The sequence below is a fragment of the Paenirhizobium daejeonense genome (assembly GCF_014280875.1).
Classification (GTDB): domain Bacteria; phylum Pseudomonadota; class Alphaproteobacteria; order Rhizobiales; family Rhizobiaceae; genus Allorhizobium; species Allorhizobium daejeonense.
Genome location: NZ_JACLAL010000017.1, coordinates 14,420 through 29,983, shown reverse-complemented (window position 1 = coordinate 29,983; position 15,564 = coordinate 14,420). Strand labels below are relative to the sequence as shown.

The following is a 15,564-nucleotide window of genomic DNA, read 5'->3' as shown; positions in this document are numbered from 1 at the left end:
TTCCTCGTCGAAGATCTTCTTCGCTTGTGCCATGGGCCATCGCCCGTTCCGGTCGAGCGCGCTCTATGCGAGCACGGAGCCAGCCTGCGGCCGTCTCCGCCGATACCGGTGACGATCGCTTGTCCTTGTCGGAAGCTCACGCATCCGGCATTGAGGCCCGCGTGCGGGCCGCATCGTTCGTCTCGCCCCTGACATCGCCGGGCGTTCGGTTCAAGGGGCAGGCGCGGCAAGCCGCTTGTCGCGCCGGCAAAAAAACGGCTTTCACCGCTGCGCGCCGAACCTTCCGTTTTTTCCCCGCCACGACCCCTTGATCCGCCCGCGCGCCGCCGTGGGGCGGGCTTTCGCCCTCCCCCCTCTGTCCGGGGGAATGTCAGAGGCCATTCCCCCGGAAAGACCGGGGAGGCTTCGCCCAAGGGGGGCTTCCCTGCGGGACTTCGGGAAAAAGGAGACAGAAAATGAGCGCAGTCAAGGCCTTCCTGATCGAGCCGATGGCAGGCACCATTCGCCCGGTGACGATCAACCTCGAAGGCAGCTATGCCGAGATCAAGAGGCTCGTGAAATGCGACATGATCGATGTCGTGAGGGTGAGCGGCTTCGATATCATCGTTGACGACAACGGGCTGGACGATATCGTGCCGTGCCTCACGCAAGTCGCGGGCGCGCCGACGCCCATCGCGGGAAATCTTCTCGTGACGGCGTCGGACCGGCTGGGCGAACTCGCTGATGTGACCGACACGATTGAGGCTGTTGCTGCCCGCTTCACAATCGTTCGCCCGATGCTGCGGCCCGTCATCGTCGTGTCCGAGCGGCCCGGTGTCATCGCGGCCGAGATCGTCCGCGTCGAAATCTTCTTTGATCGTAGCGCGCCGAAAGTCACGGAAGCCGTCGAGGCGTGAGCCGTTCGGAGCGGGGCGGCCGAGAGCCACCCCGTTTCGCGCCCTCCCCTCCCCTCAGATTGAAAACCACAGCGATAGGAGCCGGCCATGGACGACCAGGACGAATTGGATCGCCTGCGCGGCGAACCCAAGCGGCCATCCCTCACCCCTGACGGGCAATGGCGGGCGGACTATCGTAAGGCGCAGCGTCACCGGCGGCTGGCCGGCGTGCAGCCCGATCTATTAGGTGGCCCGACCGTCGAGCATTTCCACCGGAATTCTGCGCCACCCGCCCCGGAGGACTGGCCGCTGGACGACGAGACCAGTCGGTTCCAAGACCTGTCGCGGGAAGAACAAGTGCGGCAGCTTGCCGCCGATCCCCAGACGCCGTGGGCTCGGTCGATACGCAAGAAACTGACGCCAGAAGAACGGGCCGCCATGATCGCCAGCGCGGCAAACTGGCTTCGCCTCGGCCAGCGTGTTCGCATCACCGGCACATCGCCCTCGATCGATGGCACCAACGAGCGGCGCGTCGGCCGCGTCGGCGCTGTCTGGCGCGTGTGCGGCGAGCCGTTTGCCGATTACGTCCATATCAATCTCGACCTGATCGGGCAGGAGCGCACCGAGAAAGTCGTCTTTGTCGAACTGCGCGACGTCGAGCCGATAGAGGGTGAAAACTGAGGGGCGGTGTCCCCTCTCCTCCGGCCGCCGCGCGAGTGCCTTGTCCTCACCGCGTCGAGCGGGTCGGACCAGGACGAGGGGCGCCCCGAAGCCCCGCCCCTCGAACTCCCCTGCCCGCCCGTCAAAACGGAGCGCCGCAAGCGGGCGCAGTCGGTCCCGCCTCCCCTTGCGGGCCGCTTTGCTGAGGCTCCTGCGGCTGCGCTTCTCCCGCCCGCAACGCCGCGAGAATTCCCGAAATCCCGGCCAAAGGCCGGCGCGATGCTGATTTCTCCGATATTCGCCTTAGTTTAGGGATCGAGCCGTGCTCGCTACGCCGCGCAGCGGCGCGATCAAGACGGTCAATCTGCAGGAAATTCCAGAATGATCACCTGCTGATTGGCGATATAGGCTCCGATGGCGAAGGCACGAAAATCGGCAGCATTTTCAAACACCAGCACGAATCCACGACGCCGCGATGTCGCAAGCGCGATTGAGGTCAGGACGCCCTGGCGCTCGTATATGCTCGTATCGTCGATCGCGAACGGCGGAGGCGGCAGATCCTCCTTGGATAGTGTTGTCCCGGTCCCGTTTTGGACCTCACCGGCGGCTGTGAGGGTGCGTATGAAATCGGCCCTGGAAAACCGAGCCGTGCCCAGGACGATAACGATGCCGCTGGCAATCAGGTGCCGCCGGAGCCGATCATGGTCAGCCGGTCCCATCTGCGGCACATCCGTCGTCCAACGCTGCCAGTTGCTGAAGGGGCGTGGGTTCACTCGCACGCAACTCGCTATAGTCCTTATGGACCATGTCCATGCCGTGGCCGCCCACATACCATGAAAGCCAGTCTGATATCCCCGTCATAGGGGGCGCATGGTTGCCGGTAGATGGCGTTTCCATTGTCCCGATCCTCAATTCTTGGATCGGCCCTGAGCCGACGAGAACGCGACGGGGCAGGGTGGAGATCGCGGTATTCCTTTATCGGTATCATGACGAACTGCGTCAGGCCACCCTACCCGGCCGCGCATTAAGATGCGTCTCCCCACAAACCTGTTCTTGATATGTTCCTTCCCGGCTTCTCATCTTAATGATCGGATCGTCTGAATCCCGCTAGGCCACCGCCCGGTTCGGGCGGCCGCGCTCTATGCGAAGCACGGAGCCGGCCGTCGGCCGTCTCCGCCGATGCCGGTGACGATCGCTTGTCCTGGCGGCTGCTGGCGCAGCCGGCATCGAGGCCCTGGCGGGCCAGCTTCCTGTTTCCGCCCCATGACATCGCCGGCCGTTCGGATCAAGGGGCAGGCGCGGCAAGCCGCTTGTCGCGCCGGCAAAAAAACGGCTTTCACCGCTGCGCGCCGAACCTTCCGTTTTTTCCCCGCCACGACCCCTTGACCCGACCGTCCGTCGCCGTGGGGCGGGCTGCGCCCTCCCCCCTCTGTCCGGGGGAATGTCAGAGGCCATTCCCCCGGAAAGCCGGGGAGGCTTCGCCCAAGGGGGCTTCCCCTTCGGGAAACGGGAAACCAAGGAGACAGAGCAATGACCGAGACCCAGATTTCCACCGAAAGCTTTTTCGTGCCGCTGAACAAGCTGGACCGCGACCCCAAGAATGTCCGCAAGACCTACAGCAAGGAAGGCATCACGGAGATGGCCGCGACCATCCGCGCCGATGGCTACCGGCTGTTGCAGAACATCATTGTCCGCAAGGGCGACAAGCGCGGCCGCTTTTTCGTAACCGCAGGCGAGCGTCGCCGTGCCGCCCTCCTCCTTCTGGCCGACGCGGGCGAAATCGCCAAGGACTTCCCCGTCGAATGCAAGGAGCGCAGCGAGGCCGAGGCGACCGAAATCAGCATCATCGAAAACATGAGCCGCGAGGCCATGCACCCGGTCGATGAATACGAAGCCTACCGCGTTATGGCCGAGGACGGGAAATCCGTCGAGGACATCGCCGCCCGCTTCGGCACCACCGAAACCATGGTCCGCAAGCGCTTGGCGCTTGGGCGTGTTTCGCCGGTCCTGCTCGAACTCCACCGGCAGGAGGAAATGACCTTCCAGCAGCTTTCAGCCTTTACCGTGTCCGATGACCACGACCGGCAGGTGGAAGTCTGGAATAGCCTGCCATCGTGGAATTGCGATCATCGCGCCATTCGTTCGGCCCTGCAGGCCGAAGCCGTCAAGGCGACCGACAAGCGCATGAAGTTCATCGGCGGGCTCGATGCCTATGAAGCTGCCGGCGGAACCGTCAAGCGCGATCTCTTCGATGACCAGAATGGCGGCTACGCCCTCGACGTCGCTCTCGTCGAAAAGCTCGTTGCCGACCGCCTTGAAGCCGAGGCGGAAGCCGTTCGCGCCGAAGGCTGGAAATGGGTGGAGGTGGTGCCGGTCATTCCGAGCGAAGCCGTCCGCATGCACAGGGTCTATCCGTCCGACATTCCGTTGACGGAGGAAGAACAGGCCGAGGAGGAGCGGCTGGAAGCCGAATATGACGAGCTGGTGGCAAAGATCGAGGCGGGTGAGGCCGATGACGAGGCCGAGCCGCGCACCGAAGCCATTCAGGCAAGGCTCGCGGTCCTGTCGATGGCACAGGAAGCCTATTCCCCGGAGGAAATTGCCAAGGCCGGTTGCTATGTGACGATGGACTATTACGGCAATGTCGAAATCGAGCAGGGCCTTGTCCGGCCCGACGATGAAGCCGTGGAGGAGGGGGTTGAAACCGGCGGCGACACCGCCGAAGGCGATGCAGACGAGACGGACGAGGGTGGGGCGACCGTTCCGCCGAAGCCCGAACAGCGCACCGAGCCTCCGTTCAAGATGCCTGCCCTGCTGGTGCAGGAGCTTACGGCGCAGAAGACGGCCGCGATCCGGGCCGAGCTTGCCCATAACCCGGACGTTGCCCTCGCCGCCGTGGTGCATGCCATGTTGGTGAACATCTTCGGCAGCTATGGCGGCAGCGACTATTCGTCCCTTGAAGTGACGGTGAAGAGCGAACGGCTCGAAACCAGCATTGCCGATCCGGCGGCATGCCCGGGCATCGTGGCCATGGACGAACTCAAGGAGAATTACGGCCACACCATTCCCGGCAAGCCGAGCGAACTTCTGGAATGGTGCCTTGAACAGCCGACGTCAACGCTTCTCGAGTTGTTGGCCTACGCGGCGGCAAAGTCCGTCAATGCCGTGCAGCATCCCCACTATGAGCGCAAGTCGCAGCGTGCCCATGCCGAGCGACTGGCGCAGGCCCTCAAGATCGACATGACGCAATGGTACGCCCCGACAGGTGAAAACTACTTCGCCCGCATCAGCAAGGCCGGGATCAAGCAGGCGGTCACCGAAGCCGTTGGCGAGGACTTGGCACTTGGCGTTCTCGGCATGGAGAAGGCGAAGGCCGTGGAATATGCCGAACGCAAGATCACTGGCACCGGATGGCTTCCCGCGCCGGTTCGGATCGCTCTGACTGCCGAGCAGGAGTGTGAGCGGATGGTGGAAGCCACCGGCGATGACGACGGCGTTTGCCCTTTCGACATCGATAACGCGCCGGTGACGGGCGGCGCAACCTTCCCCGAAGCAGCCGAGTAATCGGCTGCCGCAGGCCGCGCAGTCTCCGGCGCGGCCTGCATCCTTCCAGACCTCCCTTTGATCGATCCGCATGACGACGCCGGCCTTTGCCCCGGCGATTGGCGAAACGCGCCCACGCGGTTCCTTTTCCTTGCAGGTGATCCCATGAACTCCCCGCGCCTCAAATCCATCGTCAAGCTATTCGAAAGCTGCCGCTACAAGCACGACCTCTACACCGTCTTTGGGGACTGGTGCGAAACCTCCGCCATCGCCCTCAGCAACGCCGTGGACCTCGCCCCCGCCGAGAAGCGCGAAGCCCGGTTTCAGGAGATCTCCGGCAAGTATGGCACCGAGACCATGGGCACCTTCTCGAAAATCATGGGCGAGGTGGTCATGGCGCTGGAGGACCGTCCGCACGATGTTCTCGGCGCGACCTTCCATGCGCTGGAACTGCACAACAAGGCACGCGGCCAGTTTTTTACGCCCTACCCGGTTTGCCAGTTGATGGCGCGCATCGTCGCCGGAAGCCCGGACGACATGCAAAAGATGATCGCGCAACGCGGCTTCATGCTGGCCCAGGAGCCCGCCGCAGGAAGCGGGGCAATGATCATCGCCCTTGGAGAAGCAATTCTCGACGCGGGCATCAACTATCAGCAGTGCCTTCATGTAACCGCCATGGACATCGACCCGCGCGCCGTCCATATGGCCTACATCCAGTTGTCGCTTCTCCATATCCCGGCGACCGTCATTGTCGGGGACAGCCTGGCGATGCGGTTCAGCGATCAATGGCACACGCTGGCGCACGTCATGGGCGGATGGTCCACAAAGCTCAGGAGGGCAGGGGAGGTCGCGAACACCAACCGGCCCATGCCCGTTCCGGCCATGGTGCCATCGGCGGCGAAAGTTGCTGTTGCACCCTCGCCGGACGGGCTGGGATCGGCAGCACCGGCCACGGAAAAAAATGGTCAGCTTCGATTGTTCTAGGCACCGCTTGGGCAGAGTTGCCGACCGGTTCGACCGGCCGACAACTCTATAAGAGGGGGGCAAGCCGCCCCTCTCATGCTCACCCCATGAAGGAAGGGGCAAGCCCCCTCCTTCAAACATCCTCCCGAGGGAGGGGCGCGCCCCTCCCTTGAACCCACCCACGAAGGGGGTGGTCCACCCCCTCCAAACCACCCCGGCCCACACGGGCGCGACCCCTGATCGGGGCCGCGGGCTCATCTCTCTTTGTCGTCCTATTGTGGCACCGCCTCTCCTGGCCTCAAGGACGAGCGGTCCCCCCATTTTCAGCCGCCGCCCGTTGGGCGCCGTCAGAAAATCGGCTCCACCACTCGCCGCCGCTGGCGGCCGCTAAAGCGGTCCTTGACCCCACTCGAGGCTCGATGCGGACACCTTTCGTCAAAGAGCGAAAGGAGACTTCTATGGCAAAGCGTAAGATCACGATCATCGACGGCGGGAGTGCTGAATACTGGAGGCAGCGGACGGAAGGCTTTCGCCTGATCCGGGAGGCTGAGGAAGCGGCTGAAAGGCTCGCATCCGCGCCTATGTATCTGCACGGCGGTTACGATGAGAATGGCGATGTGATCGCCATCGAGAATCTTCGTCCAGATGACGAGTTTGATGAGGCGATCCGGGCCGTCGTGGCAAACGAGACCGCCTTCAGCATTCTCGTTGCCCAGGAGCGCACCCGGATAGGGAACCGGCTGGTCAAGGAGGTAGTCGCTGAGTTGGAGCAGATGGACGACGATCTCGTTGAGCATCGGCTTGGCGACACGCTTTGGGAGACTGACACAGACTAAACAATCGAAGAGGAGGCGGCAGGGTGCCGCCTCTTCTTCTTGCGTCGGTGGTTGAGCTGAGCCAGCCGGTGCGACCGGCTGGCTCAGCTGATGAAAGAGGGGCAAGCCCCCTCTCAACACTCTCCCCATGAAGGGGCAGGGCAGAGCCCCGCCCCCTCAAACTCCCCCACCCAAGGGAAGGGCAAGCCCCTCCCTTGAACCCTCCCTTGGGGGAAGGAGGGACGGTGTCCCTCCTCCTCCTTCCCCCGATGCCCCCATCCTCCTCTCCCCGGAGCGCGGCTGCGCCGCCGCTTAGGGAGTGATGCAACCGGGAAATGCGCGCCGAGCCTCCGGCACTCCAAGCGCCAAGATTCAAAAAAGTTCTCAGCTGAGAACTTTCGATAGAGTGGCAGCGGTGGTAAGGAGCGGAGCCCTTGAAGCGCAGCGGCTTATCTAAAGCCCTCCGGAAATTTGATGAAAGTTCTCAGCTGAGAACTTTTCTTGGCCGAAAACCTGTTAACCTTTTGTTAACTCAATTTTCCTTGACCGAGTCACCGACTCGGATCATTTTTACGCTCAATTGTCGATTTCACCGGATTGAGCGTTTATAATGAATTCAGTCGCTACTCAACTTCAGGCGCGCGCATCTGCGATCCCATCGCTAACGAGCCTTATCGAGGCTGACGCCGACCTGCTCAGCGCGCAACTTCAGCAGTTGCGTGCGCGCGCATTCCCTCCTACGGCGCAAAAGGAGCTTCGCAAATTCATGGCCGGCGAGGCCGCGAAGCTGATCGGAATCAGCGATGCCTATCTTCGCCATCTGAATTCCGAGGGCAACATCCCGGAAGCAGAGAAGAACGGGGCAGGGCGCCGTCTCTATTCGCTTGAACAGATCCACGATATCCGTCGCTATCTTAGTTCGAACAAGAAAGGCTACTCACCAAACCGAGCCGCGAACGAAGCTCTTCAGGTTATCGCCGTCACGAACTTCAAGGGCGGCTCAGGAAAGACGACGACCGCCGCCCATCTTGCGCAGTATTTCGCGCTGCGAGGATACCGGACGCTCGCTGTCGATCTCGACCCACAAGCCTCATTGTCGGCGCTCTTCGGCATTCAACCCGAATTCGACCTCGGCCCGAACGAAACGATTTACGGGGCGATCCGCTACGATGCGCAGCAGCGCCCACTCAGCGACATCATTCAGAAAACCTATTTTTCCGGGCTCGACATCGTTCCTGGGAACCTCGAACTTCAAGAATTCGAACACGATACCCCCCGCGTCCTGAGTGAGCGTAGCCGGAATCGCGAGCAGATGTTCTTTACCAGGATCGCGACAGCGCTGGCATCCGTAGAGCAAAATTATGATGTCGTTATCCTCGATTGCCCACCGTCGCTCGGATATCTGACGCTCTCGGCTCTATGCGCTGCGCGAAGTGTCGTCGTCACCATCCATCCGCAGATGCTTGATGTTGCCTCGATGTCGCAGTTTCTCCATATGACCGCCGGCCTCTTCGGTGTCGTCGAGAAGGCAGGCGGCAATGCCGAGTATGACTTCTTTCGCTATGTCGTAACACGCTACGAGCCGGCCGATGGCCCACAGGGACAGATTGTCGGGTTACTCAAGAGCCTCTTCGGCGACCGCGTGCTGACGAATGCCGTGCTGAAGTCTGCCGCGATCTCAGATGCCGGGATCACCAAGCAAACGCTTTACGAAGTCGGGCGCGAAAACTTCCACCGCGTAACCTACGATCGCGCCATGGAATCGCTCGACAGCGTCAATGGCGAAATTGAGAAGCTGGTGAAGCAGGCGTGGGGACGCACGGTATGAGCAAGAGGCGCGACGCTCTCAAAGACTTTCTCTCTCCGATTCAGCCTTCAGCGGAACCGTCCCCGCGCGTAAAGCCGGCTGTCCAGTCTGGCGCCCTCAACTCAATGAATCAGGCTATCGCCAATCTTGCGACCGAAGCGGACCAGGCGGAGTCTCTGCGATTGCAGCTTGAAGCCGGCGAGACGATTGTTGAGCTTGAACCGAAGATTATTCATGGATCGTTCGTGAAAGATCGACTTGATGCCTTTACCGATCCGAAGTTCATCGAACTGCGCGAAGGGCTTAAGACCTCCGAACAGATCATCCCGGTCCTGGTGCGCCCCCATCCCGAAATGAAGGGGGAGTACCAGCTCGCCTTTGGGCATCGGCGCGTTGAAGCGCTTCGGCAGCTCGGCCGTCGGGTCAAGGCTATCGTACGAAATCTTTCCGACGAAGACCTGATCCGCGCACAGGGTAAGGAGAACACCGACAGAGCGGATCTTTCCTTCATCGAAAAGGCATTGTTCGCATTGCGCCTCGATCAGCAAGGGGTACGTCGGCAAGTCATAATGGACGCTCTGACCATTACGTCCAAAGGGGTTCTGTCCGGCATGATCTCACTTGCCAGCTCCCTATCGACGGAATTGATCGAAGCGATTGGTTCTGCACCGTCGATCGGCCGACCGCGCTGGGAGACGTTGGCGCAGCTGCTTGCCGATCCTGGTCACGAGGCGAATTGGCGCGAGCTTATCAGCAAGGAACACTTCCACGCTCTTTCCAGCGATGCTCGCTTCGAAAGCGCGCTGAAGACCGTTGCCGTGCGCAAAGAGAAGGCGTCCGAAGAACAGATTATCAAGACGGGTGAGGGGCGCAAAATTGCGACCGCGCAAAGCAGCAAACGTGCCGTGAAGCTGACGATCCCGACGAAGCATACTGGGGATTTCGCGCAATTCCTGCTGCGGAAATTGCCGGATATCTACGAAGAATTTGCCGCGTCCGAGGCAAATGCAACGAGTGAGAACAAGTAGGAGCATATCGCAAAAGAAAAAGGCCCCCAATCGGTAAACCGTGGAAGCCTCTCTCGTATTCTGTGACAAGGTCGAGAATCGCATTTCCACGAATCACAGTCAAGAGTCTTTGGCACCGTTTTGGTGAGTGGATTTCTTTTGCCTTTCGAGAGGTGAAGGAAAATGCAGATTGGACGTGTGACAACGCCCCATGGGCGACCGATGACGCTTGCCTTGGTGAGAGGTCAGCTCGAGACCGCCGACCGCGACGCGGGCAAGGCGGTCAACAAATGGAAAGTCTTCAACGACGTCGGCGAGGCGAAAGACCTGTTCGGCCTCCAGGATCGTTCGATAACGGTGCTGCAGGCGCTGCTGAGCTTCTATCCGAACGATGAACTCTCGGATGAGAGCGGTGGCTTGGTCGTTTTCCCGTCGAACAATCAGCTGTCGCTGCGCGCGCACGGCATCGCCGGCACGACCTTGCGCCGGCATCTTTCCGCGCTGGTCGACGCCGGTCTGATCGAGCGCCGCGATAGCCCGAACGGAAAGCGCTATGCGCATCGGGGCAGGGGAGGGGACATTGAGGCCGCTTTCGGCTTCAGCCTCGCGCCTCTGCTCGCCCGTGCGAGCGAGATGGCCAGTCTGGCGCAGCAGGTCGCTGCCGAGCGTCTCCAGTTCAAGCGCGCGAAAGAGGCGTTGTCGCTCTGCCGTCGCGACGTTCGCAAGCTGATCTCGGCCGCCATGGAGGAGGGCGCGGATGGCGATTGGGAGGCAATCGAGGCGATGTACATCGCGCTCCTGGCCCGTTTGCCGCGCTCTCCCCGCCGCGAAGATGTCGACGCGGTGCTTGAAGAAATGGAGCTTTTGCGCGAGGAAATCATCAACCGTCTGGAAATTCAGGTAAAAGCAGAAAAAACGGACGTCAATGACAGCCATGACGGTCGTCACATACAGAATTCAAAACCCGAATCCTTCCATGAACTTGAACCTCGCTCCGAAAAAGAGCAGGGCGAGAAGCCGAGCCAGAAACCGAACCGGATTGCCGAGCCGCTGAAGGCTTACCCGTTACCACTGGTGCTGAGAGCCTGCCCGCAGATTGTCGATTACGCGGCCGGCGGCCGGATCGAGAGTTGGCGCGAGCTGATGACGGCCGCCGTAACCGTCCGATCGGCGCTCGGGGTCAGCCCCTCGGCCTATCAGGAGGCTTGCGAGGTGATGGGGCCGGAACATGCCGCGATTGCGGTCGCCTGCATCCTGGAGCGGGCCGAGCACATCACCTCGCCCGGCGGCTATCTGCGCGACCTGACGCGCAAAGCGGCGCGCGGAGAGTTCGGCCTCGGGCCGATGCTGATGGCGGCGCTCAGGGCGAACGGGGAGGCCGCGAAGCGAAGTGCGTGATGACCTCTCCCTTTTGCCGCTCAGGAAATATCAGGAATCCGCTCGGCGATCTTTTCGAGATAGTCGTCGATCGCCTCCTCGATGTAGGAGTTGAACTTCCGCCGCTCGATCGCGGCAAGGATCTTCAGCTTCTTGTGGACCTCGGCGCGGATGTGGATGCCGGTCGTGACTTTTTCGGTGTCGCGGAAGCGTTTGCCGGCGACGGGGTCGAGGCTTTCGCCCTTGGCCATCATCTCGCGGAGCTGACCGCGCGCCAACGGCGGCTTCGCTGATGGTGCCGGCGCCTGGTCTTCGTCAGCGGGTTTTGAAGCAGGCCCTGCCTTCTCGCGAACCGCGGGGCGGTCGCGGCCTGTCGAGATCAATCCGAGGACGAGGTTCTTGCTGTCTGCGCCGTCGCTCATTGCTTCGCCTCGCTGGCCTTCGACCGGTAGAGGGCAAGCAGCTCGCCAAGCAGCGTTTCCATTTCCGCGATCGCCTTCGGATCAGGCTTCGCTGATGTCTGGAGCGTGCCGGCGGCGCCAATCGATTGATAGGACGCGCGGCGGGCAATCGGCTGGGAGGCGAGCGCGACACCGCTCTCGCGCAAAATTTCTCGGAGCGGCTCATGCGCCTTGGCGCGGCCGGTCACCAGATCATGCTGGTTGATGACGATCATCGTCGGCAGCTTGCGCTTCTGATCCTCTTCGACCACGGGGATATGGTTGAGCGCGAGCTGCATGCCGGCAACGACGTCGTCCTGGGTCGTCTGCAGCGGGATCAGGACGATGTCGGCACAATAGAGGCCGGCGAACAGGTTTTCGTTGGTCGTGCCCTCGACATCGACGAAGACAATTTTGCCCTCCTGCTGATGTTGGAGAGCGAGCTTGTAGATCTGGTTGGGGTCGAGGCAGCTTTCGGCCTCCAGCCGGTCGGGCCAGACGTCCATCTGTTTCGACATCGTGACCCAGCGCATCGTGTTGGCGCGGCTGTCGGCATCGATCAGGAAGACGTCGTTACCGGCATGGGCGGCCGTGCCGGAGAGCGCGCGGACGAGGGTGGTCTTGCCGGTTCCGCCCTTCGGGTTGGCGATGGTGACGATCATGATGGCTCCTTCTTTCTGCGAATAAACTATAGTTATTTCCTCATCTCTCTTTCCGCAATGCGTTCGTTGCCCATTGTTCGTTCACCGTTGATGATTGACGATTGACCGCCGACAACAGGTAATGACCAACGGGCAATTGCCAGTTGCCCGTTGACAATGAGCAACCGCAGCGGGGTTAACTGTCAGTGGTTAATGGGTAATTGGCAATTGCCAGTGATATCGCTGGCAATGATCGCGCGAACAATGGGCAATTGTTAACGGGACCGAGTGGCGCTGGAGATGAGTTATTGCTGTGGGAGCTTGGGCGAGGGTACCTGTTTTGCAATGATGAGTTTTGGATAAAATATAGTTTAGTTTTAGGTGGCAGGATAGGCAAGTTTGTGGTACAAACTCGACGTCGCCCCGCCCCCTAGCAGGGCTCAGGTTCGCGCCGGTGGCGCTCTGGGGTCGCCTCCGGCAACCCGGCAAGCGGAAGGAAAGCGATGCGCAGTGAAGTGGTCAGGGTCCGTCTAAGGCCGGAGGAGCGGCAAGCTCTGGCGGATCTTTGCGGCGACGATCGCACCGCCAGCGACGTGATCCGGCTGCTGTTTCGCGACCAGGCCGGTCTGCCGCTCCCGGTCGGGCCGGCCGAAGCTCTGGCCTTGCGCGGCACCAATGAGGAACTTCGGCGCATCGGCATCAATCTCAATCAGGCCGTCCGCGCCATGAATGAAGGGCGCGTCGGCTACGAACCGCATCTCGACGCTGCGCTGCGCCGCCTTCTCGAAGGTGTCTTCCGGCTGCGGGCGGACGTCGATCTGATGCTGCGGATCAGCCGGCAGGAGCGCAGGAGGGGCAGCCATGGCCTATGACTGGTCCAGCCTGCTCGGGGATATCGAGAGCTTTACCGTGCGGCGGGGAAAATCCCTTCTCGACGAGGAAGACGAGCGGCGCCGCCGAGCAGGGGCTATGCGGATTGCCATTGCGGCTGAGCCGTCGCAGCAGCGGTCCATGCCTTCCGGTATCGTCAGGAAGAGCCGAATGACGGCTGTCTCCGCCCATGAGACGACCATCAACACCATCCTGCAGCCGGCGCAGGCCGCGCCGCGCGAAATCATCGCCTTGGTCGGGACGCTTGGTGCGGGCGCGAAGCCGGAGATGGATGACGAGCTCCGAAGGTCGGGTGGCGGGGGAGGGGGAACGACCAAAGGGGCTGGTATCACCCCATCGCATGCTGATCGGCCGTCCGCCGCGAAACTGGCCTCGGCCGAGAGCACAAGCCGGGCGGCGATCGCAGCCGGCGCGCAGCCCGTGGTGATCAAGGTGACGTCGACGGTATCAAGCAGGGCGTCGGCCGCCGGCCTGATGACCTATCTGGGAACCCGCGAAATCGAAAAGGAAAACGGTGAGAAGGGCAAGGCGGATATCCCGATCTTCGACCAGGACGGAGTCGTAATTGCCAGCCGCGAGGAACGAGCCGCAGCCCTTCAGGGCTGGCTATCGGAGTTTCGCGAACCCTATGCCCTGGACGCCGTCGCCACTCTGTCGATCAAATTGGCGGGTGCGGTCAGTGACGAGGAACTGCACGATGCGTTGAATGCGGCCTTCGGCGCCAAGCCCTTCCTCTATTCTCGCCATCAGGACGGAAGGGTCTCCGTCTATGCCGTGACAAGCTTGCCTGCGAAGAAAATCGCAGGCGCGCTCAGGGCGCGCGAAAACAATGAAGGGCCGGCGCGCACGCTCGATAAAGCCGAGGCGGAAATCGCAGGCAGGATGTCGGACGCCGGTGTCCTGGCCGAGGTGCGGATTGTCGGCGCCGCGGTTTCCGATAAATCGGGCCGGTATTTTCTGGAGAAGTTTCTCCGAACTGAGAAGTACGTCGTCACCAGCGCCGGCGAGGCCGTCAAGCGTGGCGCAGCGGTAAAGGATGTCGCCGATGGGATCTGGCGCGGATGGTCGGCCGATATCCGCACGGTCGAACCGCGCAACGCCTTCCATGTGATCTTCTCCGCCCGAGCCGGCACGGGTGCGGAAGCGATGAAGCGCGCCGTTCGTGATTTCCTCAGCGAAGAGGTTGCAGGCCATCGCTGGATCACCGCCCACCACCCCGATACCGGGCATGTGCATGTCCACACGATGATCTCGGCGCGAGACGATGTCGGCAAGGCATTGCGGCTCACCAAGCCGGAGCTCTACGCATGGCGGGAGCGATTCGCGGCGAAGGCGCGCGAGCACGGCATCGCCATGGTCGCCACACGCCGCGCCGATGTTGCGGCGACGCGGCCTTATAGCCAGGCACAGGCCGGTGCCTATGAGCGCGGCCGCGCCGATCCACGTTATCTGAAGTCCGCTGCGGTCAATCAGCGTGTCGAGCGCAAGCGGGCAGGCGCTGCCGATCGTGCGACGCTCGCCAACGGCAACCTTGCGCTCGCCCCGAAATGGCAGGCGACGGCCATCGCGCTGAAGCAGGCCGGGGCGAAGCCATCGGTCATCGCGGCAGCCGACAGGTTCGCGGCCGCGGCGACCACTCATGCACCGCAAGCTGCTTCGCGTGCCAGCGGCTTCGTTTTGCTCCGGCTGGAAGTCGAACGGGCCATGCAACGCGAGACGGTGGCTGTTCTTGTCGAGGGGGCTTTCGGCGTCGACGCCAAGTTGATCTTCATCGCGGGGAAATCCGTCCAGGTGCTGGCGCCAACGACTGCGAGCGTCAGCAAGATCGAGCGCGAGTTGGCCAAGCAGAACGACGAGTTTGGTCCCGGCTCCGAGACACGGTCCGTTGCCAGAGATTTTCAGACGCGGTTGCTGGCGCATGGATTGCGCGCCGCCGTCGTCGTTGAGGCGGCCGGCTCCGTGAAGCACAGTGCGCCGTCGCCTTGGCTGCAGCGGAAATTCGATACCTTTGCCGAGCGGTCCGCTGCGCCGCCGGACGAGCCACTGTCGGAATTCAGAACCCTGATCGCATCGATTCAACAGCAAAAGGAAAATGCCATGCCCCTATCGCTCGAACAGTTCGACGAGCGCGTTGCGCGCGCCAACAAGTCGATGGATCGCCTCGAAGGCATGGTCGACAGTGGCGCCGAGCGCCAGGCGGTTGAGGAAATGCGCAAGGAAATCGCGGCTCTTTTCGAAGAGCAGCGCCGGGACATCCAAATGCAGCAGATGCCGTCGACCATGCAGGCCGGCGGGGGAGGGGGCACGCCGACGGCGGCTCGCGTCGATGACAGCCAGACCCTCGATCGTCCGACGCCCACGAATGTCGATCCTGCCATTGCCGCTCAGCAGCAGGCGATCGCCGTCGGACGTGCCGCCCGAGCCGCGCGCGAGCAGGCCGGCGCTGCCAAAAACGCGCAGGACGAACAGCGCCAGCAGATCCTACGGCAAGCCGAACAGGAGCGCCAGCGCGGCAATGACCGGGATGGCGCTGAGCGATAGACCC

Annotated in this window: 13 protein-coding genes; 10 read left to right on the top strand and 3 right to left on the bottom strand. The window is 62.1% G+C overall.

Translation table 11 applies throughout. From position 1 onward, the window contains the following. Window positions 1-455 precede the first annotated feature (455 nt). Window positions 456-896, top strand: coding sequence for a DUF3846 domain-containing protein (locus H4I99_RS24155; protein ID WP_163906397.1), 441 nt, complete (start codon window positions 456-458; stop codon window positions 894-896). A gap of 87 nt (window positions 897-983) precedes the next feature. Beyond that, window positions 984-1,556: a hypothetical protein gene (locus H4I99_RS24150; RefSeq protein ID WP_163906395.1), complete on the top strand. Its 573-nt coding sequence runs from the start codon at window positions 984-986 to the stop codon at window positions 1,554-1,556. Between the two features lie 338 nt (window positions 1,557-1,894). Here H4I99_RS24150 and H4I99_RS24145 read toward each other — a convergent pair whose 3' ends face one another. Beyond that, a complete protein-coding gene (locus H4I99_RS24145) occupies window positions 1,895-2,308 on the bottom strand; it encodes a hypothetical protein (RefSeq protein WP_163906393.1) in 414 nt (137 codons plus the stop codon). Window positions 2,309-3,065: 757 nt separating this feature from the next. Between H4I99_RS24145 and H4I99_RS24140 the strand changes: the two genes are divergently transcribed. From H4I99_RS24140 to repC, 6 genes are all read left to right on the top strand, one after another. Next, on the top strand, window positions 3,066-5,099 hold the full coding sequence (locus H4I99_RS24140) for a ParB/RepB/Spo0J family partition protein (protein ID WP_163906391.1): 2,034 nt from the start codon (window positions 3,066-3,068) through the stop codon (window positions 5,097-5,099). Window positions 5,100-5,243: 144 nt separating this feature from the next. Next, the gene (locus H4I99_RS24135; RefSeq protein ID WP_163906389.1) at window positions 5,244-6,062 is read left to right on the top strand and encodes an N-6 DNA methylase; all 819 of its coding nucleotides are present in this window, start codon (window positions 5,244-5,246) and stop codon (window positions 6,060-6,062) included. A gap of 437 nt (window positions 6,063-6,499) precedes the next feature. Beyond that, window positions 6,500-6,877 carry a hypothetical protein gene (locus H4I99_RS24130; RefSeq protein ID WP_163906387.1) on the top strand — a complete coding sequence of 126 codons (378 nt, stop codon included), beginning with the start codon at window positions 6,500-6,502 and terminating at the stop codon, window positions 6,875-6,877. Window positions 6,878-7,466: 589 nt separating this feature from the next. Further along, entirely contained in the window at window positions 7,467-8,684 is a 1,218-nt protein-coding gene (gene repA / locus H4I99_RS24125) for a plasmid partitioning protein RepA (RefSeq protein WP_163906385.1), read from the top strand. Continuing rightward, the gene (gene repB, locus H4I99_RS24120) at window positions 8,681-9,691 is read left to right on the top strand and encodes a plasmid partitioning protein RepB (RefSeq protein ID WP_163906383.1); all 1,011 of its coding nucleotides are present in this window, start codon (window positions 8,681-8,683) and stop codon (window positions 9,689-9,691) included. Before repA ends, repB begins: the two co-directional genes overlap by 4 nt. A gap of 162 nt (window positions 9,692-9,853) precedes the next feature. Beyond that, a complete protein-coding gene (gene repC / locus H4I99_RS24115) occupies window positions 9,854-11,068 on the top strand; it encodes a plasmid replication protein RepC (protein WP_163906381.1) in 1,215 nt (404 codons plus the stop codon). A gap of 20 nt (window positions 11,069-11,088) precedes the next feature. On the opposite strand, the gene H4I99_RS24110 is transcribed toward repC, so the two are convergent. Then, on the bottom strand, window positions 11,089-11,469 hold the full coding sequence (locus H4I99_RS24110; protein ID WP_163906379.1) for a hypothetical protein: 381 nt from the start codon (window positions 11,467-11,469) through the stop codon (window positions 11,089-11,091). Then, window positions 11,466-12,149 (bottom strand): ParA family protein, encoded by a 684-nt coding sequence (locus H4I99_RS24105; protein ID WP_163906377.1) that lies wholly within the window; start codon window positions 12,147-12,149, stop codon window positions 11,466-11,468. Before H4I99_RS24105 ends, H4I99_RS24110 begins: the two co-directional genes overlap by 4 nt. Window positions 12,150-12,631: 482 nt before the next feature. On the opposite strand from H4I99_RS24105, the gene H4I99_RS24100 reads away from it, so the two are divergent. Continuing rightward, window positions 12,632-13,000 (top strand): plasmid mobilization relaxosome protein MobC, encoded by a 369-nt coding sequence (locus H4I99_RS24100; protein WP_163906375.1) that lies wholly within the window; start codon window positions 12,632-12,634, stop codon window positions 12,998-13,000. After that, window positions 12,990-15,560 (top strand): relaxase/mobilization nuclease domain-containing protein, encoded by a 2,571-nt coding sequence (locus H4I99_RS24095; protein WP_163906373.1) that lies wholly within the window; start codon window positions 12,990-12,992, stop codon window positions 15,558-15,560. The genes H4I99_RS24100 and H4I99_RS24095 overlap by 11 nt, the downstream gene beginning before the upstream one ends. Window positions 15,561-15,564 lie beyond the last annotated feature (4 nt).

Bases quoted from the DNA above. Each gene is read 5' to 3' on its own strand.
- H4I99_RS24155 (WP_163906397.1), top strand. From the start codon at position 456: ATGAGCGCAGTCAAGGCCTTCCTGATCGAGCCGATGGCAGGCACCATT.
- H4I99_RS24150 (WP_163906395.1), top strand. From the start codon at position 984: ATGGACGACCAGGACGAATTGGATCGCCTGCGCGGCGAACCCAAGCGG.
- H4I99_RS24140 (WP_163906391.1), top strand. From the start codon at position 3,066: ATGACCGAGACCCAGATTTCCACCGAAAGCTTTTTCGTGCCGCTGAAC.
- H4I99_RS24135 (WP_163906389.1), top strand. From the start codon at position 5,244: ATGAACTCCCCGCGCCTCAAATCCATCGTCAAGCTATTCGAAAGCTGC.
- H4I99_RS24130 (WP_163906387.1), top strand. From the start codon at position 6,500: ATGGCAAAGCGTAAGATCACGATCATCGACGGCGGGAGTGCTGAATAC.
- repA (WP_163906385.1), top strand. From the start codon at position 7,467: ATGAATTCAGTCGCTACTCAACTTCAGGCGCGCGCATCTGCGATCCCA.
- repB (WP_163906383.1), top strand. From the start codon at position 8,681: ATGAGCAAGAGGCGCGACGCTCTCAAAGACTTTCTCTCTCCGATTCAG.
- repC (WP_163906381.1), top strand. From the start codon at position 9,854: ATGCAGATTGGACGTGTGACAACGCCCCATGGGCGACCGATGACGCTT.
- H4I99_RS24110 (WP_163906379.1), bottom strand. From the start codon at position 11,469: ATGAGCGACGGCGCAGACAGCAAGAACCTCGTCCTCGGATTGATCTCG.
- H4I99_RS24105 (WP_163906377.1), bottom strand. From the start codon at position 12,149: ATGATCGTCACCATCGCCAACCCGAAGGGCGGAACCGGCAAGACCACC.
- H4I99_RS24100 (WP_163906375.1), top strand. From the start codon at position 12,632: ATGCGCAGTGAAGTGGTCAGGGTCCGTCTAAGGCCGGAGGAGCGGCAA.
- H4I99_RS24095 (WP_163906373.1), top strand. From the start codon at position 12,990: ATGGCCTATGACTGGTCCAGCCTGCTCGGGGATATCGAGAGCTTTACC.